The sequence below is a fragment of the Brenneria populi genome (genome assembly GCF_036016195.1).
GTDB classification, from domain to species: domain Bacteria; phylum Pseudomonadota; class Gammaproteobacteria; order Enterobacterales; family Enterobacteriaceae; genus Brenneria; species Brenneria populi.
In genome coordinates this window covers 152,725-172,774 of sequence record NZ_JAYWTM010000015.1, presented here as the reverse complement: position 1 = coordinate 172,774, position 20,050 = coordinate 152,725, and the positions used below count along the sequence as shown (strand labels likewise).

Annotated in this window: 18 protein-coding genes; 10 read left to right on the top strand and 8 right to left on the bottom strand. The window is 56.3% G+C overall.

Going from position 1 to position 20,050, the window contains the following annotated elements; all coding sequences use genetic code 11:
- Positions 1 to 123: 123 nt before the first annotated feature.
- The 8 genes from mutL (at position 124) to VSX58_RS15570 (ending at position 8,828) form a co-directional block, all read left to right on the top strand.
- On the top strand, positions 124 to 2,040 hold the full coding sequence (gene mutL / locus VSX58_RS15605) for a DNA mismatch repair endonuclease MutL (RefSeq protein WP_327618885.1): 1,917 nt from the start codon (positions 124 to 126) through the stop codon (positions 2,038 to 2,040).
- Positions 2,033 to 2,974, top strand: a complete 942-nt coding sequence (gene miaA, locus VSX58_RS15600; protein ID WP_327618884.1) for a tRNA (adenosine(37)-N6)-dimethylallyltransferase MiaA — start codon at positions 2,033 to 2,035, stop codon at positions 2,972 to 2,974. The genes mutL and miaA overlap by 8 nt, the downstream gene beginning before the upstream one ends.
- A 113-nt stretch (positions 2,975 to 3,087) precedes the next feature.
- Positions 3,088 to 3,384, top strand: a complete 297-nt coding sequence (gene hfq / locus VSX58_RS15595) for an RNA chaperone Hfq (protein ID WP_327612246.1) — start codon at positions 3,088 to 3,090, stop codon at positions 3,382 to 3,384.
- 92 nt (positions 3,385 to 3,476) lie between these two features.
- Positions 3,477 to 4,757, top strand: coding sequence for a ribosome rescue GTPase HflX (hflX, locus tag VSX58_RS15590; RefSeq protein WP_327612245.1), 1,281 nt, complete (start codon positions 3,477 to 3,479; stop codon positions 4,755 to 4,757).
- A 91-nt stretch (positions 4,758 to 4,848) separates the two neighbouring features.
- Positions 4,849 to 6,102: an FtsH protease activity modulator HflK gene (hflK, locus tag VSX58_RS15585; RefSeq protein WP_327618883.1), complete on the top strand. Its 1,254-nt coding sequence runs from the start codon at positions 4,849 to 4,851 to the stop codon at positions 6,100 to 6,102.
- Between the two features lie 3 nt (positions 6,103 to 6,105).
- Complete coding sequence (gene hflC, locus VSX58_RS15580) at positions 6,106 to 7,095, top strand: protease modulator HflC (RefSeq protein WP_327618882.1); 990 nt, start codon at positions 6,106 to 6,108, stop codon at positions 7,093 to 7,095.
- A 133-nt stretch (positions 7,096 to 7,228) separates the two neighbouring features.
- The gene (locus VSX58_RS15575) at positions 7,229 to 7,429 is read left to right on the top strand and encodes a DUF2065 domain-containing protein (protein ID WP_327618881.1); all 201 of its coding nucleotides are present in this window, start codon (positions 7,229 to 7,231) and stop codon (positions 7,427 to 7,429) included.
- A gap of 100 nt (positions 7,430 to 7,529) precedes the next feature.
- Positions 7,530 to 8,828, top strand: a complete 1,299-nt coding sequence (locus VSX58_RS15570) for an adenylosuccinate synthase (RefSeq protein WP_327612241.1) — start codon at positions 7,530 to 7,532, stop codon at positions 8,826 to 8,828.
- 253 nt (positions 8,829 to 9,081) lie between these two features.
- Here the strand turns inward: VSX58_RS15570 and mpl are convergent, their stop codons facing one another.
- Positions 9,082 to 10,458, bottom strand: coding sequence for a UDP-N-acetylmuramate:L-alanyl-gamma-D-glutamyl-meso-diaminopimelate ligase (gene mpl / locus VSX58_RS15565; protein WP_327618880.1), 1,377 nt, complete (start codon positions 10,456 to 10,458; stop codon positions 9,082 to 9,084).
- A gap of 169 nt (positions 10,459 to 10,627) precedes the next feature.
- Here mpl and fbp point away from each other — a divergent pair, with 169 nt between their 5' ends.
- Entirely contained in the window at positions 10,628 to 11,632 is a 1,005-nt protein-coding gene (gene fbp, locus VSX58_RS15560; RefSeq protein ID WP_327612239.1) for a class 1 fructose-bisphosphatase, read from the top strand.
- A 57-nt stretch (positions 11,633 to 11,689) separates the two neighbouring features.
- Here the strand turns inward: fbp and ruvX are convergent, their stop codons facing one another.
- From ruvX to metK, 7 genes are all read right to left on the bottom strand, one after another.
- The gene (ruvX, locus tag VSX58_RS15555) at positions 11,690 to 12,124 is read right to left on the bottom strand and encodes a Holliday junction resolvase RuvX (protein ID WP_327612238.1); all 435 of its coding nucleotides are present in this window, start codon (positions 12,122 to 12,124) and stop codon (positions 11,690 to 11,692) included.
- Positions 12,124 to 12,687 (bottom strand): YqgE/AlgH family protein, encoded by a 564-nt coding sequence (locus tag VSX58_RS15550; RefSeq protein WP_327618879.1) that lies wholly within the window; start codon positions 12,685 to 12,687, stop codon positions 12,124 to 12,126. Before VSX58_RS15550 ends, ruvX begins: the two co-directional genes overlap by 1 nt.
- Before the next feature lie 102 nt (positions 12,688 to 12,789).
- Positions 12,790 to 13,749 (bottom strand): glutathione synthase, encoded by a 960-nt coding sequence (gene gshB, locus VSX58_RS15545; protein WP_327612236.1) that lies wholly within the window; start codon positions 13,747 to 13,749, stop codon positions 12,790 to 12,792.
- Between the two features lie 11 nt (positions 13,750 to 13,760).
- Positions 13,761 to 14,495 (bottom strand): 16S rRNA (uracil(1498)-N(3))-methyltransferase, encoded by a 735-nt coding sequence (rsmE, locus tag VSX58_RS15540; RefSeq protein WP_327618878.1) that lies wholly within the window; start codon positions 14,493 to 14,495, stop codon positions 13,761 to 13,763.
- Between the two features lie 177 nt (positions 14,496 to 14,672).
- Positions 14,673 to 15,371 (bottom strand): deoxyribonuclease I, encoded by a 699-nt coding sequence (endA, locus tag VSX58_RS15535; RefSeq protein ID WP_327612234.1) that lies wholly within the window; start codon positions 15,369 to 15,371, stop codon positions 14,673 to 14,675.
- A gap of 98 nt (positions 15,372 to 15,469) precedes the next feature.
- Positions 15,470 to 15,982: a SprT family zinc-dependent metalloprotease gene (locus VSX58_RS15530; RefSeq protein ID WP_327612233.1), complete on the bottom strand. Its 513-nt coding sequence runs from the start codon at positions 15,980 to 15,982 to the stop codon at positions 15,470 to 15,472.
- Positions 15,983 to 16,089: 107 nt separating this feature from the next.
- A complete protein-coding gene (gene metK, locus VSX58_RS15525) occupies positions 16,090 to 17,241 on the bottom strand; it encodes a methionine adenosyltransferase (protein WP_327612232.1) in 1,152 nt (383 codons plus the stop codon).
- Between the two features lie 714 nt (positions 17,242 to 17,955).
- Here metK and speA point away from each other — a divergent pair.
- The gene (gene speA, locus VSX58_RS15520; RefSeq protein ID WP_327618877.1) at positions 17,956 to 19,935 is read left to right on the top strand and encodes a biosynthetic arginine decarboxylase; all 1,980 of its coding nucleotides are present in this window, start codon (positions 17,956 to 17,958) and stop codon (positions 19,933 to 19,935) included.
- The last annotated feature ends 115 nt before the right edge of the window (positions 19,936 to 20,050 follow it).

Genomic DNA, 20,050 nt, shown 5'->3' with positions numbered 1-20,050 from the left:
CCGTAGGGACGCCTCACTCCGGTGGTCGCCCCGGGTATCTCGATGCTTAAACGATTGACATTATGCTGGCTGACGGCGTTTTTATCCTGAATGTTACATTCAGTTAATGTAAGAGGGGGTGCCATGTCGATCCAGATCCTGCCGCCGCAGTTGGCTAACCAGATCGCCGCCGGCGAAGTGGTGGAGCGGCCGGCCTCGGTGGTAAAAGAGCTGGTGGAAAACAGTCTGGACGCCGGCGCGACCCGTATTGATATCGACATTGAGCGCGGCGGCGCCAAGCTGATTCGCATCCGCGACAACGGCGCCGGCATCAGCAAGGAGGATTTGACGCTGGCGCTGGCGCGGCATGCCACCAGTAAAATTTCGACGCTCGACGATCTGGAGGCGATTGTCAGCATGGGCTTTCGCGGCGAAGCGCTGGCCAGTATCAGCTCGGTTTCCCGTTTGACGCTGACGTCGCGCACCGCGCAGCAGTCCGAAGCCTGGCAGGCCTATGCCGAAGGGCGGGATATGGCGGTGACGGTCAAGCCTGCCGCGCATCCCGTCGGCACCACGCTGGAAGTCCTCGATCTGTTTTACAACACGCCCGCCCGGCGTAAATTCATGCGCACGGAAAAAACCGAATTCACCCATATCGATGAGGTGGTGCGGCGCATCGCGCTGGCGCGTTTTGACATCGCCATTACGCTGCGCCACAACGGCAAGACGATCCGGCAATACCGGCCGGCGAGCGACGCCTCTCAGCATGAGCGCCGCCTGGGCAGCATCTGCGGCAGCGCGTTTTTACAGCATGCGCTGGCGGTGGCGTGGCGTCATGACGACCTGGTGATTCACGGCTGGGTGGCCGATCCTTGCGCGGCGCAGCAACTGCCCGAAATGCAATATTGCTACGTTAACCAGCGTATGATGCGCGACCGCTTGATCAACCATGCGATCCGCCAGGCCTATCAGGATCGGATCAAAGACGATCGGCAGCCGGCCTATGTCCTCTATCTGGAGGTCGATCCGCGCCAGGTTGACGTGAATGTGCACCCCGCCAAGCATGAAGTGCGTTTCCATCAGGCGCGTCTGGTGCATGATTTTATTTATCAGGCGGTCATGACGGTATTGCAGCAGGCGTCGGCGCCGGGGTTGGCGATGCCGGAGCCGGGCGCCGACCGGCCGATGGCGTGGCAGCAGGAGAACCGTATCGCGGCCGGGGAAAACCATTTTGCTCGGCCGGCCGCCTCTTCGACGGCGCAACGCGCCGGACAGCGATCGGGCGGCGCGCGCGAGACGCCGCATCCGGGCTACCCCGCCGGCGCAAGCTATGTGAAAAAACAGGGCGAGCTGTACCAAAAGCTGCTGCGACCGGACGAAGCGGCGGAAGAGGTCTCCCGGCCGGCGGAAACGGCCGCGGCTCCCGCGTCGGCGGACGCGCCGCGCCGCGGCGCCGACGCGTCTGCCGAAACCTCCGCCGCGCGGGAGTCGCCGCTGGAGAGCAATGTCAACGGGTTTGGCCGCGTGTTAACCGTCTATCCGCCCTGTTATGCCCTGCTGGAGTTCCGCAAGGGGCTGGCGTTGCTTTCATTGCCCGTCGCGGAGCGTTATCTGAAGCAGGCGCAGCTGACGCCTCCTGAAACCGGATTACGGCCGCAGCCGCTGCTGATCCCCCAGCGTCTGACGCTGAGTCAATCCGAACTCGCCGTGGTGGCGAGATTTCAGCCGCTGCTGGCGCTTTTTGGCATTGATATTCATGCCGAGCCGCAGCGTGCAACGTTACGAGCGGTACCTTTACCATTGCGACAACAAAATTTACAAAACTTGATCTCTGAACTGTTAGGCTATCTGGCCGATCGTAATTCGGTGGAGCCAGACGTTCTGGCCGCATGGATGGCGACCCGCCTGAGCGGCGAGCATGAAAACTGGAGCCATTCCCAGGCGATACAATTACTCACCGACGTGGAGCGGCTGTGCCCGCAGGTGGTAAAGGCGCCTCCGGTCGAACTTTTATATACGATGGATATCAATACCGCCATCAAGGCGCTGAAGCATGAGTGACTTTGACAAAACGCCGCATCCGCCCGCGATTTTTATCATGGGGCCGACGGCGTCGGGGAAAACGGCGCTGGCGATGGCGCTGCGTCGATATTTACCGGTGGAGTTGATTAGCGTTGACTCCGCCCTTATCTATAAGGGTATGGATATCGGCACCGCCAAGCCGAGCGCGGATGAATTGGCCCAGGCGCCGCATCGCCTGATCGATATTCTCGACCCGGCGGAGTCCTATTCCGCGGCCGATTTCCGCCGGGACGCATTGGCGGAGATGGCGCAAATCAGCGCCGCCGGACGTATCCCCCTGCTGGTGGGGGGGACGATGCTTTACTTCAAGGCTCTGCTTGAAGGGCTATCGCCGCTGCCGTCCGCCGATGAGGCGGTGCGGCGGCGTATAGAAGCGCAGGCGCGGGAAGTCGGCTGGGAGGCTATGCACCGGCGGCTGTGCGAGATAGATCCGGTCGCCGCGGCTCGGATTCATCCAAATGATCCGCAGAGACTCTCGCGGGCACTGGAAGTTTTTTTCGTTTCAGGTAACACTTTAACTGAACTGACAAAAACGGCTGGAGAGGCGCTGCCTTATAACGTTCATCAGTTTGCTATTGCTCCGGCAACGCGCGAATTGCTGCATCAGCGCATTGCGCTGCGTTTCCAGCAGATGTTGACGGCGGGTTTTGAGGCGGAAGCGCGGGTTCTTTTCGCCCGCGGCGATTTACATAACGAGCTGCCCTCTATTCGTTGCGTCGGTTATCGCCAGATGTGGTCATATTTATCAGGCGAAATTGATTACGATGAAATGGTTTATCGCGGGATTTGCGCTACGCGTCAGTTGGCCAAACGGCAAATGACCTGGTTGCGGGGTTGGAACGATGTCTGCTGGCTGGACAGTGAGAAGCCGCAGGAAGCGTTAGACAAGGTAATACAGGTTGTTAGTGCATAGGTTGGGTGATTGTGTACAATTGGTGAGTCTCAGCGCATAGATTTTTTACATCGTTATTTTAGGGCCTTCGGGGTTCTTGGTTACAAACAACAAACAAATAAGGAAAATATAGAATGGCTAAGGGGCAATCTTTGCAAGATCCGTTCCTGAACGCACTGCGTCGCGAACGTGTTCCGGTTTCGATTTACTTGGTGAATGGTATTAAGTTGCAGGGCCAGATCGAATCTTTCGATCAGTTTGTCATTTTGTTAAAAAATACGGTTAGCCAAATGGTGTACAAGCACGCCATTTCTACGGTAGTTCCATCTCGGCCGGTGTCTCATCACAGCAACAATCCAGGCGCCGGCAGCTATCACGGCAGTAATCCGGCTGGACAGCCGCAGCCCCAGGAAAGTGATGACGCTGAGTAAGGCGCGTCGTCAATTCACCATGGCGGGGGGGAAGAAAAAATCATACCCATCCCCCGCCCTGGTGTTTTTTGATCGTTTGAGAGGTTACTCGCTTGTTTGACCGTTATGAAGCCGGTGAACGGGCCATACTTGTTCATATTTACTTCTCGCAAGATAAAGATACAGAAGATCTGCTGGAGTTCGAGTCTCTGGTCTCTTCTGCCGGAATTGAATCGTTGCAGGTAATTACCGGCAGCCGTAAGGCACCTCATCCCAAATATTTTGTTGGCGAAGGCAAAGCCGAAGAAATTGCCCAGGCGGTAAAAGAAACCGATGCTTTCGTGGTGCTGTTCGATCACGCGCTGACCCCTGCCCAGGAACGCAATCTGGAGCGCCTGTGCGAATGCCGGGTGATTGACCGTACCGGGTTGATCCTGGATATTTTTGCGCAGCGCGCGCGCACCCATGAAGGTAAATTACAGGTAGAGCTGGCGCAGCTGCGCCACCTTGCCACCCGGTTAGTCCGCGGCTGGACTCACCTTGAGCGGCAAAAAGGGGGGATCGGTTTGCGCGGCCCGGGAGAAACCCAGCTGGAAACCGACCGCCGTTTGCTGCGTAATCGCATCAGCCAGATCCTGTCCCGTCTAGAACGGGTGGAGAAACAGCGGGAGCAGGGGCGCAGGTCGCGCGTGCGCGCGGATGTGCCGACGGTTTCCCTGGTGGGGTATACCAACGCCGGGAAATCCACGCTGTTTAATAAGATAACGTCGGCGGACGTGTACGCCGCCGACCAACTATTTGCCACATTGGATCCAACATTACGCCGGATTGAGGTTGATGATGTCGGTGATACGGTGTTGGCGGATACCGTAGGTTTTATCCGGCAGCTACCGCACGATCTGGTGGCTGCGTTTAAGGCTACATTACAGGAAACGCGTCAGGCTTCCCTGCTATTGCACGTCGTGGACGCCGCGGATCCTCGTCTTGACGAGAATATCGAGGCGGTAGACAGCGTGCTGGCGGAAATTGAAGCCGATGAAGTTCCCGTGCTGTTAGTAATGAACAAAATCGATATGCTGGAGGGGTTCACGCCGCGTATCGATCGCAACGAAGAAAATTTACCGGTCAGAGTATGGGTTTCTGCACAAACCGGTGAAGGCATTCCGTTGTTATTTCAAGCGCTTACCGAACGGCTTTCCGGGGAAATCGCCCAATACTCATTGAGCCTTCCCCCTCAGGCAGGACGTCTGCGCAGCCGTTTTTACCAGCTTCAGGCAATAGAAAAAGAATGGATTGAAGATGACGGACATATCGGTTTGACGGTGCGCTTGCCGATTGCCGATTGGCGCCGTCTCTGTAAACAAGAGCAGGAACTGACGGACTATATTGTCTGACTGGCGGAAACTGTCCGAACGGCGAAATAGTCTGATGGACTCTGGGATATTGAACCTGAAGAACACCTATCATAAAGAATGGAGCTAAAACATGGCGTGGAATCAGCCCGGTAATAACGGACAGGACCGCGACCCGTGGGGGAGCAGCAATAACAATAGCGGCAACTCTGGCGGAAATAGCAATAAAGGTGGCCGAGATCAGGGGCCGCCTGATTTGGATGATATTTTCCGGAAGCTGAGTAAAAAACTCAGCGATCTGGGAGGAGGAAAAGGCTCGGGCTCCAGCAGCGGCGGAACCTCCGGCGGTTCCGGCCTGGGCGGCCGGGTTGTCGGTATCGTCGCGGTCGCGGCCGTCGTCATCTGGGCCGCCAGCGGCTTCTATACCATCAAAGAAGCGGAGCGTGGCGTGGTGACGCGTTTCGGCAAGTTCAGCCATCAGGTTGAGCCCGGTCTGAACTGGAAGCCGACGTTTATCGATTCCGTCAGAGCCGTGAACGTGGAGTCGGTGCGCGAACTGGCGACGTCCGGCGTTATGCTGACCTCGGACGAGAACGTGGTGCGCGTCGAGATGAACGTCCAGTACCGCGTGACGGAGCCGGAGCGTTATTTGTTCAGCGTAACCAACGCGGATGACAGCCTGCGCCAGGCGACGGACAGCGCGCTGCGCGGCGTGATCGGCAAATACACGATGGATAAGATCCTGACGGAAGGCCGCACCATAGTGCGTACCGATACCCAGCGCGTACTGGAGGAAACGGTGCGTCCGTACAACATGGGGATAACCCTGCTGGACGTAAACTTCCAGACGGCGCGTCCGCCGGAAGAGGTGAAGGCGGCGTTTGATGACGCCATCGCCGCCCGTGAAAACGAGCAGCAGTACATTCGTGAAGCCGAAGCCTATACGAACGAAGTCCAGCCGCGCGCCAATGGCCAGGCTCAGCGTATTCTGGAAGAGTCGCGCGCGTATAAAACGCGTACCGTCCTGGAAGCGCAGGGTGAAGTCGCGCGTTTCGCCAGAGTGCTGCCGGAATATAAGGCCGCGCCGGAGATCACCCGCGAGCGTCTGTATATCGAGACGATGGAGCGCGTACTCAGCCATACCCGTAAAGTGCTGGTTAACGACAAGGGCGGCAACCTGATGGTGCTGCCGTTGGATCAGATGCTGCGCGGACAAGGGGCCGAGAATACGTCGGGCAACGGCGGCGCCAATACGCTGCGTTTGCCGGCGACCCAGAGCAGCGGCGCGAACGCCAATCAGACGCGAAGCGGCAATAACGGAAATATCATGGATCAGCGCAGAGCGAATGCGCAGCGTGACGACATCACTCGAGTAGGGAGAGAATAATCGATGCGTAAACCCTTACTAATTATCCTGATCCTGGTGCTGATGGCGATCTACGCGTCGCTGTTTGTGGTGCAGGAAGGCCAGCGCGGCATTGTGATGCGCTTCGGCAAGGTATTGCGTGATGATGAGAACAAGCCGCTGATCTATGCGCCGGGATTGCAGTTTAAGATTCCGTTCATTGATTCAGTGAAGATGCTGGATGCGCGTATCCAAACCATGGAAAATCAGGCCGATCGCTTTATTACCAAAGAGCAGAAAGACCTGATTATTGACTCCTACATCAAATGGCGCATCAGCGATTTCAGCCGCTACTATCTGGCGACGGGCGGCGGAGACGTCTCTCAGGCTGAAGTCTTGCTTAAACGTAAATTCAGCGACCGACTGCGTTCGGAGATAGGCCGTCTGGACTTGAAAGGCATCGTTACCGACTCTCGGGGTCAACTGATGACGGACGTGCGCGACGCATTGAATACCGGGACGGGCGAGACCACCGAAGCGGATAACGCCATCGCATCGGCCGCGGCTCGCGTCGAGCAGGAGACGAGCGGCATTCAACCGCATGTCAACCCGAACAGTATGGCGGCGTTGGGTATCGAAGTCATTGACGTGCGGATTAAGCAGATTAACCTGCCGACCGAAGTGTCTGACGCGATCTATCAGCGTATGCGCGCGGAACGTGAAGCGGTAGCGCGTCGCCATCGCTCCCAGGGGCAGGAAGAGGCTGAAAAGCTAAAAGCGGCGGCGGATTATGAAGTTACCCGCACTCTGGCCGAAGCGGAGCGTCAGGGACGGATTACCCGCGGTGAAGGCGATGCGGAAGCGGCGAAGCTGTTTGCCAACGCGTTCAGCGAAGATCCTGACTTCTACTCTTTCATCCGTAGCCTTCGCGCCTATGAAAGCAGCTTCGGCTCTAATCAGGATGTGATGGTGTTGAGCCCGGACAGCGATTTCTTCCGCTATATGAAATCGCCGGATACCACGCTCCGCCGTTAAGCCTCTGCTGAGTTAAATCCCTTAAGCCCGTGAATACGGGCTTTTTTATGACGGGATATCCTGCCCGTCACCCTTCGGGCCGTCGTAAGCGACGTTTAAAATCGCTCCCGGCGATTTTTTATTTGGAGTCTGTATGAATGCAACCGTTTGGATGGCTTTGGGCCTGGTGTTGATTATTGAAGGGCTGGGTCCCTTGCTGTTTCCCCGGATGTGGCGGCGTATGATTTTGGCGATGGCGCAGTTGCCGGATAATACATTGCGCCGCTTCGGCGGTGGAATAGTGGTTGCCGGATGCGTGGTCTACTATATGTTGCGTAGCCGTACGGGCGGCTAGTATTGATGTTAAAAATGTGCGCAGACCGGTGCTAAAAAGTACTGAAAGCGAGCAAATGAGATGTTAGAATCTTTTTTTAAGCAACCTGGTGATTCTTGAGATGGGTAAGAACGTCGTCGTACTGGGCACCCAATGGGGTGACGAAGGTAAAGGCAAGGTCGTCGACTTGCTGACTGAACGGGCTAAATACGTTGTGCGCTACCAAGGTGGCCACAATGCCGGTCATACTCTGGTTATTAACGGTGAAAAAACCGTTCTTCATTTAATTCCCTCGGGTATTTTGCGTGAGAATGTCGTTAGCATCATCGGCAACGGCGTGGTGCTGGCGCCTGATGCCTTGATGAAGGAAATGACGGATCTTGAAGCGCGCGGCGTCCCGGTACGCGAACGTCTGCTGTTGTCCGAAGCTTGTCCACTGATTCTTCCTTATCATGTCGCGTTGGACAACGCGCGCGAAAAAGCGCGCGGCGCCAAAGCGATCGGCACGACGGGGCGCGGCATCGGCCCGGCTTACGAAGATAAAGTCGCCCGTCGCGGGCTGCGTGTCGGCGATCTGTTCGATAAACAAGCGTTTGCCGTTAAGTTGCAAGAGATCGTCGAGTACCATAACTTCCAGCTGGTTAACTACTACAAGGTCGAAGCGGTTGACTATCAGAAAGTGTTGGACGAAGTATTGGCGATCGCCGATGTCCTGACCAGCATGGTGGTCGACGTATCCGATCTGCTGTACAAGGCCCATCAGCGCGGCGAGTTCGTCATGTTTGAAGGCGCCCAGGGGACGCTGCTGGACATTGACCACGGCACCTATCCCTACGTGACCTCGTCGAATACCACCGCCGGCGGCGTGGCGACGGGTTCCGGCCTGGGTCCCCGCTATGTGGATTATGTCCTGGGTATTGTCAAAGCCTACTCTACCCGCGTCGGCGCCGGCCCGTTCCCGACGGAGCTGTTTGACGATGTCGGCGATTACCTTACCGAAAAAGGCAACGAATTCGGCGCGACTACCGGCCGCCGCCGCCGCACCGGCTGGCTTGACGCCGTTGCGGTTCGCCGCGCGGTGCAGATTAACTCCCTGTCCGGTTTCTGTATGACCAAGCTGGACGTGCTGGATGGTCTGAAAGAAGTCAAGATTTGCGTCGGCTACCGCATGCCCGATGGCAGCGAAGTGGATACCACTCCGCTGGCCGCCGACGGCTGGGAAGGCATCGAACCGATTTATGAAACCCTGCCGGGCTGGTCTGAAAGCACCTTCGGCGTGAAAGATCACAGTAAACTGCCGCAGGCGGCGCTGAACTACATTAAACGTGTGGAAGAAGTGACCGGCGTTCCGGTGGATATTATTTCCACTGGCCCGGATCGCGATGAAACGATGATCCTGCGCGATCCGTTTGATGCGTGATTTTCCGGCGAAAGGCCTATTCGATATCCCCGCGAAAGCGTAACACCGTTCACTTAAGCCGGTTTTTAGGGGAAACACCGGGGGAGGTTCCCGTAGGGACGCCTCACCCCGGTGGTCGCCCCGTGTATCTCGATGCTTAAACGATCGGCGTTAGCGAAAGCGGGGATTTTTTTGCTAAAAAACAGATTCTGGCTCCGTCTGGAAAAGCGGATTCCCGCCTTCGCGGGAATGACGGGGTATTGAATAATCGGCGTCAGGCGGATTGCGCCCGCGCTTTTTTATTCAATGCATCCAGTAGCTTATTATGGATATTGCTGAACCCGCCGTTGCTCATCACCAGTATGTGATCGCCCGGCTGCGCGGCTTTTACGATCATCTCGACCAGCGTATCAATGTCAGCGCTCCAGTGCGCGGGCTGCACGCAGGATTCGGCGACTTCGGAAACCTGCCAGGGAATATGCTGCGGCTGGAATAGAAACACTTCGTCGGCGCGACCGAGCGACGGCGCCAGTTCATTTTTACATACGCCCATCTTCATGGTATTGGAACGCGGTTCAAGCACCGCCAGAATTCGGGCCGTGCCGCCCACCTTGCCGCGCAGCGCGGCCAATGTCGCCAGTATCGCCGTAGGGTGGTGGGCGAAATCGTCATAAATACTCACGCCCTGCGCCGTACCGCGCAGCTCAAGACGGCGGCGGGCATTAATAAAGCCGCCCAGTGCGCGGCAGGCGTCGGCAGGCAGTACGCCGACGTGATGCGCCGCGGCGATCGCCATCACTCCGTTATGCATATTGTGTTCGCCCACCAGGTTCCAACGCACGTCGCCAACGACTTCGCCGTTCAGGTAAACCTGATATTCGCTGGCGTCTGTCGAGATTTTCTTCGCGCTCCAGACCCCCTCTTCGCCAACCAGTTCCTGTTCGCTCCAGCATCCCATCGCCATCGTCTGCTTGAGATGAATATCATTGGCGGGCAGGATGATTTTTCCGCTTCCGGGAACCAGGCGAACGAGGTGATGGAACTGTTTCTGGATAGCTTTCAGGTCGTCAAAGATATCGGCGTGATCGAATTCAAGATTGTTGAGAATCAGCGTGCGCGGGCAATAGTGAACGAATTTCGAACGCTTATCAAAAAAGGCGCAGTCGTATTCATCGGCTTCAATCACCATAAACGGGCTATCGCCCAACCGCGCCGAGACGGTAAAGTTGCCCGGTACGCCGCCGATCACGAACCCGGGCTGGTAGCCGCAATCCTCCAGGATCCAGGCGACCATGCCCGACGTCGTGGTTTTGCCGTGGGTGCCGGCGACGGCAATAACCCAGCGGTCGCGCAACACATAATCGTGCAGCCATTGCGGACCGGAGACATAGGGAAGCCCTTGTTCCAGCATGGCCTCAACGCAAGGATTGCCGCGCGTCATCGCGTTGCCCACGATGACCAAATCGGGAGCAGGCGCCAACTGAGCGGGATCGTACCCCTGAATCAGCGTAATTCCTTGTTCTTCCAGTAAGGTACTCATGGGAGGGTAAACGTTTGCATCCGAACCGGTGACCTGATGCCCCAATGAACGAGCCAGCAACGCCAGCCCCCCCATAAAGGTACCGCAGATGCCTAAAATGTGAATACGCATACAGTTTCCATCTATACAGTGAGTCTGCGCACATTCTAACCCTATGAAACCATCATAAGAAATGGATTTGACTAGGTACTCACTTTCTCTTTGGGCTACACTGCATGCGCAAACGTTGGCGGTGAATAAAACAAAACCGCTTTTCATCCGTAGACTCTGGAATAGTGTTATGAAAACGTTAGGCGAATTTATCGTCGAAAAACAGCACGATTTCTCTCATGCCACCGGCGAACTTACCGCGCTGTTATCTGCGATTAAACTGGGTGCTAAAATTATCCATCGCGATATTAACAAGGCGGGCCTGGTTGATATTTTAGGTACCAGCGGTATTTCCAATATTCAGGGCGAAGTGCAGATGAAGCTCGATCTGTACGCCAATGAAAAATTGAAAGCCGCGTTAAAAGCGCGTGGCGAAGTTGCCGGGATTGCCTCTGAAGAAGAGGATGAAATAGTTATTTTTGACGGCGAACGGGGCGAAAACGCGAAATATGTGGTGTTGATGGATCCGCTGGACGGCTCTTCCAACATTGACGTGAACGTCTCCGTCGGCACGATATTCTCCATTTACCGACGTATTACGCCGCTGGGAATCCCGGTAACGGAAGAGGATTTTCTGCAGCCGGGCAACAAGCAGGTTGCCGCCGGCTATATTGTGTATGGCTCCTCCACCATGCTGGTTTATACCACGGGCCACGGCGTACACGCCTTTACCTACGATCCGTCCCTCGGCGTATTCTGTCTGTCCCATGAACGGGTGCACTTCCCGGAAAAAGGGAATATGTATTCCATCAACGAAGGAAACTACATCAAGTTTCCTCTGGGGGTGAAGAAATACATTAAGTACTGTCAGGAGCAGGACGAAGCGACGCAGCGTCCTTATACCTCGCGCTACATCGGTTCGCTGGTGGCGGATTTTCACCGCAACCTGTTGAAAGGCGGTATTTATCTCTACCCGAGCACGGCCAGTTATCCGCAGGGAAAACTGCGTCTGCTGTATGAATGCAACCCGATGGCGTTTTTGGCGGAGCAGGCGGGCGGGAAAGCCAGCGATGGTAAAAACCGCATTCTGGATATTCCCCCGGAGAAACTGCACCAGCGTTCGCCCTTTTTTGTCGGGACGGAATCGATGGTCAACGACGTTGAGCGTTTTATCCGCGAATACCCGGATGAGTAACCGTTAATCCGACCGCCCGGCAATACCGCAGCGCGCCCTAAGCGGAGGCGCGCTGCTTTAGGCGTTTTCTCCGCGGCTTTGTCCCGCAAACCAGCTTTCCAGAATAATCACCGCCGACGCCGCGTCGACGCTGCCTTTATCCAGCGCCCGAAAGCCGCCGCGCTCAAAGAGATCTGCGCGGGCTTCCACGGTGCTCAGACGTTCGTCATGCAGCGCGATCGGCACGCCAAAGCGGCCGTGCAGGCGATTGGCGAATTTCCGCGCCCTGGCGGTGAGCGGCTGTTCCGTGCCGTCCATATTCAGCGGCAGCCCCACCACGACCAGCGACGGCTGCCACTCGCGGAGCACCTTCTCCACTTTTTGCCAGTCGGGAATGCCGTCTTGCGCCTTGAATGACGTCAGCGGACGCGCCGTACGGGTGATTTCCTGGCCGATAGCGACGCCGATGCTTTTGGTTCCGAAATCAAAGGCCAGAATGGTTCGGTTGCTCATTAGGCGTGGCCCGCCTCTGCGGCGATATTATGGATATCCACGCCCAGTTTTTTGGCCGCCGCCCGCCAGCGCTCGGCGATCGGCGTGTGAAACAGAATCTCTTTGTCCGCCGGCGAAGTCAGCCAGGCGTTCTCCAGCAGTTCGTTTTCGAGCTGGCCCTCTTCCCAAGCGGAATAGCCCAGCGCCACCAGCATGTTTTGCGGTTGATCCGCGGTGCCCAACGTCTCCAGCACGTCTTTCGACGTGGTGATCATGGTGTCCTCCGAAATGCTGATGCTGGATCCGAAGCCGGCGCGCGGGGTATGCAGGATAAATCCGCGATCGTCGGCCAGCGGGCCGCCGGAAAAAACCGGTTTATCCAGACTGATTGCAGGGTCGCGCGGCGTTGGATGTATCTTTAGCTTCTTCAACACATTTTCCACCGTAAACTGTTCCATGGGCTTATTGACGATCAGCCCCATAGCGCCTTCTTCATTATGTTCGCAGATATAGACCACCGAGCGCTTAAATACCGGATCCTGGAGTGCGGGCATGGCGATGAGAAAGTGATGCTGTAAATTCATTATGTGTTCTATCGATCTTTGTCGGCGTTTGATGATCGGCCCGTGACAAAAGTACGGGCCGGGCGTTCATGCGTTCCGGCTGAAAGTATCGCCTGGAACGCATTAGCTGTTGCGCGCAGCCAGACGTTTTTTAATCGCATCCATCAGCATGCCGGTGATGGAGATATCCGGATAAGCCGCTTCAATTTCACGTACGCAGGTTGGGCTGGTAACGTTAATTTCGGTCAAACGATCGCCGATGATATCCAGGCCGACAAAAATCAGCCCCTTCTGCTTCAGCGTAGGCGCGACTTCATTGGCGATCTGCCAGTCGCTATCGCTCAGCGGACGGGCTTCTCCGCGTCCGCCCGCCGCTAGGTTTCCGCGCGTTTCCCCGCTTTTGGGAATCCGGGCCAGGCAGTAGGGAACGGGTTCGCCGTCAATCACCAGTACGCGTTTATCCCCTTCCTTAATCGCCGGCAGATAGTTTTGCGCCATGCAGTAGCGGCTGGCATGCTCGGTCAGCGTTTCAATGATAACCGAGACATTGGCGTCATCCTGTTTCAGGCGGAAAATCGAGGCGCCCCCCATGCCGTCCAGCGGTTTCAGGATGACATCGCCATGCTTCTGGTGGAACTGGCGCAGCTTATCCGCGCTGCGCGTGACCAGGGTATCCGGCGTCAGGTGCGCGAACCAGGCGGTGAAGAGTTTTTCGTTGCAATCGCGCAGGCTCTGCGGCTTATTGACGATCAGTACGCCTTTCTCTTCCGCGCGCTCCAGGATGTATGTGGCATAAATGAATTCCGTATCGAACGGCGGATCCTTACGCATCAAAATGACATCCAGCTCGTCCAGCGCGATATCCTGTTCGCCGGAGAAATCATACCAGCCGTCATAGTCATACTGCACGTTCAGGCGGCGGGTGGTGGCGCGAGCCTCGCCCGCATGAAGATAGAGATCGTTCATCTCCATATAATGCAGTTCCCAACCGCGGCGCTGCGCTTCCAGCAGCATGGCAAAGCTGGTGTCTTTCTTGATATTGATGGCGTCGATCGGATCCATCACGATACCGAGTTTGATCATTATTTTCTCCTTTACCCCAGATCGCCGAAACGTACCTGCAAGGCGGTAATAGCGGTGAGCGCTGTGGTTTCTGTACGCAATACGCGCGGCCCCAGGAGGATATCGGTGAATCCGTACTCTGAGGTCATCGAAATTTCACTGGAGGAGAGCCCTCCCTCCGGACCAATCAACAATCGAACCTGTTTTACCGGCAGCGGCAGGGTATTAATGCTCTGCGCGGCCCGCGGATGCAAATTGAGTTTTAACGCCGCATCCTGTTCGGCGCACCAGCTTTCCAGCGTCATGGCCGGACGCACCTGCGGCAGACGGTTGCGGCCGCACTGTTCGCAGGCGGCTATGGCGATTTTTCGCCACTGCCCGATCTTCTTTTCCAGACGTTCCGCGTCCAGCTTTACGCCGCAGCGCTCGGAAAACAGGGGCGTGATGATATTCACGCCCAGCTCAATGGACTTCTGAATGGTGAACTCCATTTTTTCGCCGCGCGACATCACTTGCCCAAGGTGCAGATGCAGCGGCGATTCTTTGTCTTCCAGCGTGCCCGCGGTAAAATGGACCCGCACGCTTTTTTTACCCGACTGCACAATTTCGGCGGCGAATACATGATTGCTGCCGTCGAATAATTGCAGCGGCTGGCCGTTGCTCATACGCAAAACGCGCCCGACATGGTTGGCTGCCTCTTCGCTCAATTCAACTTCGCCACCGGCGAGCGGCAGGGTTTCGGGATGAAAAATGCGCGGTATTCGCATACTGATGTTCTGACCTTAATCGTGTGTGTAACCTGAACCGGGCCCGTTGCGTCCAATCAAGGTCGACCGCCGTCCGGCGGCTTAACGGGCGGCCATCCCTTCGTTTTTTTCAGACTACGGGCATTGAAAACTGAAAGCCGCCGGGCGCGGCGATACTCGCTATAGTAGGTAGACTGGCTATGGCTGGCAAGCCTGTTGAATATAAGGGTTGTGATTCCCCTGCTTCTCGGCGATGCGACGGTCGCGGGTGCATTCCCATTGCGTCACCGGGAATTGCTTGTCCCAGGCTTCAAACAGCTGGGTTTGCTGTTTGGACAGACGCAACTGGTAGCGGTCCCGCATGTAAAAATAGGTGCGGGCGATGGCGCCGCGGGCGCGCGCCGGCGGCTCCGCCAGCTTGTTTTTAAAGTCGATTTTCATGTCGCACCGGCCGTATTCGGATTGGCCGCCGTTCCATTGGCCATACATGAAATTACCGCGATCGCCGTTTACTTCGCCGACGGCGGGCTGCAGGTTATGCAAGTCGGTTTCCATTTCTCGGTACACCGGATCTTTGCTGCAGTTCTTTCTTCCGCCGTTTTGCCAGCACTGGCGCTGATGGCCGAACTGCCAGGCGGGGACGACGTGCTCCCATTCGATGCGGTTGGCGCGCAGTTCGCTTTTTCTTACCTGATAGCCGCAGGAGGCGAGGTCGGGAATCCCTTTTTTCCCCTGCCAGCTGATTTTGCAGCCGCAATAAAAGGTTCCCGGCGCGTCCTGGTTGACCTGCGCCGCGGCGGCTTTCGCCTGGGTGAAGTTATTAATGTTTTGACTAAAGGCGGCGGCGGAAACCAGACCAAGACCAACGGATGCGATGGCGAGCGTTTTGCGTAGCATATTCCAAAAAATTCCACGAGCGATAAATCAGGCAGACTACCGGATGTTACTGCGGCAGGCAAAGCTAAAAGTTGGTTTTTTTAACTGATAATTTTCTTTTAAATAGAATTTGTTACAAGGAAACGTAATATTCCGCCGCAATGTCGACAGCGATATTCTGTTTCGCCGCGCAGTACGCGATTATGGCGCCGCACGGTTAACTGGTGCAGCCGGCAGCCGCACTGGTAGGGGAACGTTTTCCCCTGAACGGACGCCACTTCGAAACGGTGCGTGCGTCTGGCCGGCGTCTGTAGCACGCTCTCCATCATCCAACGCCACTCTTTGCCGTGCGGCGCCACTTTGCCGAAACGCGCGAAAACCAGCAGGTGAGCCAACTCGTGGGGGACGACCTCATCGATAAAGGCCTGCCGATTTTCCTGCAATAGCACCGGGTTTAGCCGGATTTCCCAGTGCTGTAGCCAGGCTGTGCCGGCCGTCGACCCGCGCAGTTGATAGCTAACGGTGGGTTCGGAGTAGTCGCTGTTCAGAGTCAGGTTGGCCTGACGCAGCTTTTCTCTCAGGCAACGCATGACCGCCTGATGGTGGGCGATGGGGATTCTCGGCGTATTCATGCGAGGAAGCATAAAGCGGGGCGCAATGGCGCGCAAGAGGCGGAAGATACGGGATTAAAAGACGGCGAACCTGGGTTCGCCGTTGCAGACTCTCTTGAACGTGGTGATTATAACCCGGCGGCCTCACGCAGCAGCGCGGCTTTATCGGTTTTTTCCCACGGGAAGTGTTCGCGGCCGAAGTGGCCGTAAGCCGCGGTATCCTGATAGATCGGATGTAGCAGATCCAGCATCTGGATCAGGCCGTACGGGCGCAGATCGAAGAACTCGCGCGCCAGCAGGATCAGTTTTTCGGTCGGCACTTTTTCCGTGCCGAAGGTCTCGATCATAATAGAGGTCGGTTCCGCGACGCCGATAGCGTAAGAAACCTGGATCTCGCAGCGATCCGCCAGACCCGCGGCGACGATGTTTTTCGCCACATAGCGGGCGGCGTAAGCGGCGGAGCGGTCCACTTTTGACGGATCTTTGCCGGAGAATGCGCCGCCGCCGTGACGGGCGGCGCCGCCGTAGGTATCGACGATAATTTTACGTCCGGTCAGGCCGCAGTCGCCCATCGGGCCGCCGATAACGAAACGTCCGGTCGGGTTGATGAAGAATTTGCTGCTGGCGGAGAGCCATTCGGCAGGCAACACCGGCTTGATGATCTCTTCCATCACCGCCTCATGCAGATCTTTCTGGGCGATATCTTCCGCGTGTTGGGTCGACAGCACCACGGTATCGATGCCGGCGACTTTGCCGTCGTCATACAGGAACGTCACCTGACTTTTCGCATCGGGACGCAGCCATGGCAGCGTGCCGTTTTTACGTACTTCCGCCTGACGCTGAACCAGGCGATGCGCGTAGGTGATCGGCGCCGGCATCAGCACGTCGGTTTCGTTGGTGGCATAGCCGAACATCAGCCCCTGGTCGCCCGCGCCTTGCTCCAGCGGATCGCTGCGGTCCACGCCCTGGTTGATGTCGGGAGATTGTTTGCCGATGGCGCTCAATACGGCGCAGGAGTTGGCATCAAAACCCATTTCGGAATTAACGTAACCAATGTCGCGCACGGTGCGGCGGGTGACTTCTTCGATATCTACCCAGGCGCTGGTCGTGATTTCACCACCGACTAACACCATTCCGGTTTTTACGTAAGTCTCACAGGCGACGCGCGCCTTAGGATCTTGCTCCAGAATAGCGTCAAGGACGGCATCGGAGATCTGGTCCGCAATTTTATCCGGGTGTCCCTCAGAGACAGACTCGGACGTAAAAAGGTGTTTAGCCATGAGTTTTTTTTACCTTCAAATCAAAGCCGTTAAGCAGTTTACCCGTTAATCGGTATAGATGGATTAACATCTGGACGTCTATTTTAGGTCACATTTTATTCTCATTACCAGCAGTTTTTGGTTTTTAACCGAACCTCGCTTTTTGTTCTCCGCCATTTTTTTCGGCGCGGTGGCCGGCGGCGGCGCTATTTTCATTTTGCTTTTCCGGCATCATACCGGTATAAACGCGCAAGCGGTTTGCCGATCGTGATTAGGTATATCGACCGTTTTTATTGATAGCTTAACCGTATGCTCTGCTGCATGCGTGGAGGTGATAGGATTAATGACCCGTTGTTTACTGAGTGCGTTGCGTTCACAACGCTTTTCTTTTGACGCCATCGCGTCATGCGCTCGCCCCTTCCCTTTGTTTGCCCGAAGTTGCCTCTCTATGAATTCGACGCAGGATTCCAGGGCCGGCTAATCCGCCGCTGTTTCCTGGGCCGGAAACGGGCCGCGCGCCTCCGGCAATGGTGTCCTGTTTTTTTCGCCATGAGTTTTCACTGACCCGCACCACGGAGTCTGACAACGTGTTTTACACTAACAAGAGTAATAAAACGGCGACATACTGTATTCAGTCTGATTTTTTACTGTCGATGCAGAGTGTTGCCAGCCTACTTACGCAGGCTGTTTATTTAGCCCCCGGGGCGATCGGCAGTATGGAAGAAGGGGGTCGTTATGTCTGACGACATGATCTATCAGGGCTCGTCAGCGACGGGTAAACGTGAAAATTTGCGCTCCATGCAGGAGGTTGCCATGAATGACCAAAATGCCAGCGAAATGCTTCGTACCTACAATATTGCCTGGTGGGGTAATAACTATTACGACGTCAACGAGTTAGGGCATATCAGCGTTTGTCCCGATCCCGATGTGCCGGAAGCGCGCGTCGATCTGGCTAAATTGGTCAAAGAGCTGCAGGAAGAGAATCACCAGCGCTTGCCGGCGCTGTTCTGTTTTCCACAGATTCTCCAGCACCGTCTGCGCTCCATTAATGCGGCGTTTAAACGGGCGCGCGACTCTTTCGGCTATCAGGGAGGCTACTTTCTGGTTTATCCGATCAAAGTCAACCAGCATCGCCGGGTTATCGAATCGCTGGTTAATTCCGGCGAGCCGATGGGTCTGGAGGCCGGATCGAAGGCGGAGCTGATGGCGGTGCTGGGCCACGCCGGCATGACGCGTACGGTGATCGTCTGCAACGGCTATAAAGACCGCGAGTACATTCGGCTGGCGCTGGTGGGCGAAAAGCTGGGACACAAGGTGTATCTGGTCATCGAGAAAATGTCCGAGATTAAGCTGGTGCTGGAGGAAGCGGAGCGGCTGAACGTGGTGCCTCGTCTCGGCGTCCGCGCCCGGCTGGCTTCCCAGGGCTCCGGCAAGTGGCAATCCAGCGGCGGCGAAAAATCCAAATTCGGCCTGGCGGCGGCGCAGGTACTGCAACTGGTTGAAATGCTGCGCGACGCGGGGCGGTTGGATAGTCTGCAACTGCTGCATTTCCATCTGGGCTCCCAACTGGCGAATATCCGCGATATCGCCACCGGGGTGCGCGAGTCCGCCCGCTTTTACGTCGAATTGCATAAGCTTGGCGTCAACATCCAGTGTTTCGACGTCGGCGGCGGTTTAGGGGTGGATTATGAGGGGACGCGTTCCCAGTCGGATTGTTCGGTAAACTACGGTTTGAACGAATATGCCAATAATGTGATTTGGGGCATCGGCGACGCCTGCAACGAATATGGGTTGCCGCACCCGACGGTAATCACCGAATCGGGACGGGCGGTGACGGCGCATCACACCGTATTGGTTTCCAATATCATCGGGGTGGAACGCAACGAGTTCAGCGAACCTGCGGTGCCGGAAGAGGATGCGCCGCGCGCGTTGGAAAGCCTGTGGTCGACCTGGCAGGAGATCAAACAGCCGGGAAATCGGCGTTCGCTGCGCGAATGGCTGCACGACAGCCAGATGGATCTGCACGATGTGCATACGCAATACACGCACGGCATACTGGATCTAACCCAGCGGGCGAAAGCGGAGCAGCTTTATCTGAGCATCTGTCAGAAAATTCAGCAGCAGCTGGATCCCAGCAACCGCGCGCACCGGCCGATTATCGACGAGCTGCAGGAGCGCATGGCCGATAAGCTGTACGTCAACTTTTCGCTGTTCCAGTCGATGCCGGACGCATGGGGAATCGATCAGCTGTTTCCGGTGATGCCGCTGGAAGGGTTGAATAAGCAGCCCGATCGCCGCGCGGTATTGCTGGATATTACCTGTGACTCCGATGGATCCATCGATCACTACATTGACGGCGACGGTATCGCGACAACGATGCCGATGCCGCCGTATGATCCCGAGAATCCGCCGCTGCTGGGCTTTTTCATGGTAGGGGCCTATCAGGAAATTCTGGGGAATATGCATAACCTGTTTGGCGACACCGCGACCGTCGACGTCTTCGTTTTCCAGGATGGTTCTATTGAGATCGACGAATCGGACGAGGGGAATACCGTTGCGGACATGCTGGAGTACGTTCAGCTCGATCCCGAGGTGTTGATGGCGCGTTTCCGCGATCAGGTAAAAGGCGCCGATCTGGATACGGCGCTTCAGGATCAATTCCTGGAAGAGTTTGAAAGCGGTCTTTACGGGTACACGTATTTAGAGGACGAATAACATCCTGATACCCAAAGAGAAATTGCAGCAGAGGGATGTGCCGGCGCACATCCCTGGCCTGATGATAAGGGTTTACGCATCTTTATTTAATGGCCTTATACGCCTTTTGCAGCGC

Coding starts and splice junctions, on each gene's coding strand:
- hflK (WP_327618883.1), top strand. CDS start 4,849: ATGGCGTGGAATCAGCCCGGTAATAACGGACAGGACCGCGACCCGTGG.
- ruvX (WP_327612238.1), bottom strand. CDS start 12,124: ATGAGCAACCGAACCATTCTGGCCTTTGATTTCGGAACCAAAAGCATC.
- miaA (WP_327618884.1), top strand. CDS start 2,033: ATGAGTGACTTTGACAAAACGCCGCATCCGCCCGCGATTTTTATCATG.
- VSX58_RS15550 (WP_327618879.1), bottom strand. CDS start 12,687: ATGAATTTACAGCATCACTTTCTCATCGCCATGCCCGCACTCCAGGAT.
- mpl (WP_327618880.1), bottom strand. CDS start 10,458: ATGCGTATTCACATTTTAGGCATCTGCGGTACCTTTATGGGGGGGCTG.
- speA (WP_327618877.1), top strand. CDS start 17,956: ATGTCTGACGACATGATCTATCAGGGCTCGTCAGCGACGGGTAAACGT.
- VSX58_RS15530 (WP_327612233.1), bottom strand. CDS start 15,982: ATGAATACGCCGAGAATCCCCATCGCCCACCATCAGGCGGTCATGCGT.
- endA (WP_327612234.1), bottom strand. CDS start 15,371: ATGCTACGCAAAACGCTCGCCATCGCATCCGTTGGTCTTGGTCTGGTT.
- rsmE (WP_327618878.1), bottom strand. CDS start 14,495: ATGCGAATACCGCGCATTTTTCATCCCGAAACCCTGCCGCTCGCCGGT.
- hfq (WP_327612246.1), top strand. CDS start 3,088: ATGGCTAAGGGGCAATCTTTGCAAGATCCGTTCCTGAACGCACTGCGT.
- gshB (WP_327612236.1), bottom strand. CDS start 13,749: ATGATCAAACTCGGTATCGTGATGGATCCGATCGACGCCATCAATATC.
- VSX58_RS15570 (WP_327612241.1), top strand. CDS start 7,530: ATGGGTAAGAACGTCGTCGTACTGGGCACCCAATGGGGTGACGAAGGT.
- VSX58_RS15575 (WP_327618881.1), top strand. CDS start 7,229: ATGAATGCAACCGTTTGGATGGCTTTGGGCCTGGTGTTGATTATTGAA.
- mutL (WP_327618885.1), top strand. CDS start 124: ATGTCGATCCAGATCCTGCCGCCGCAGTTGGCTAACCAGATCGCCGCC.
- hflC (WP_327618882.1), top strand. CDS start 6,106: ATGCGTAAACCCTTACTAATTATCCTGATCCTGGTGCTGATGGCGATC.
- fbp (WP_327612239.1), top strand. CDS start 10,628: ATGAAAACGTTAGGCGAATTTATCGTCGAAAAACAGCACGATTTCTCT.
- metK (WP_327612232.1), bottom strand. CDS start 17,241: ATGGCTAAACACCTTTTTACGTCCGAGTCTGTCTCTGAGGGACACCCG.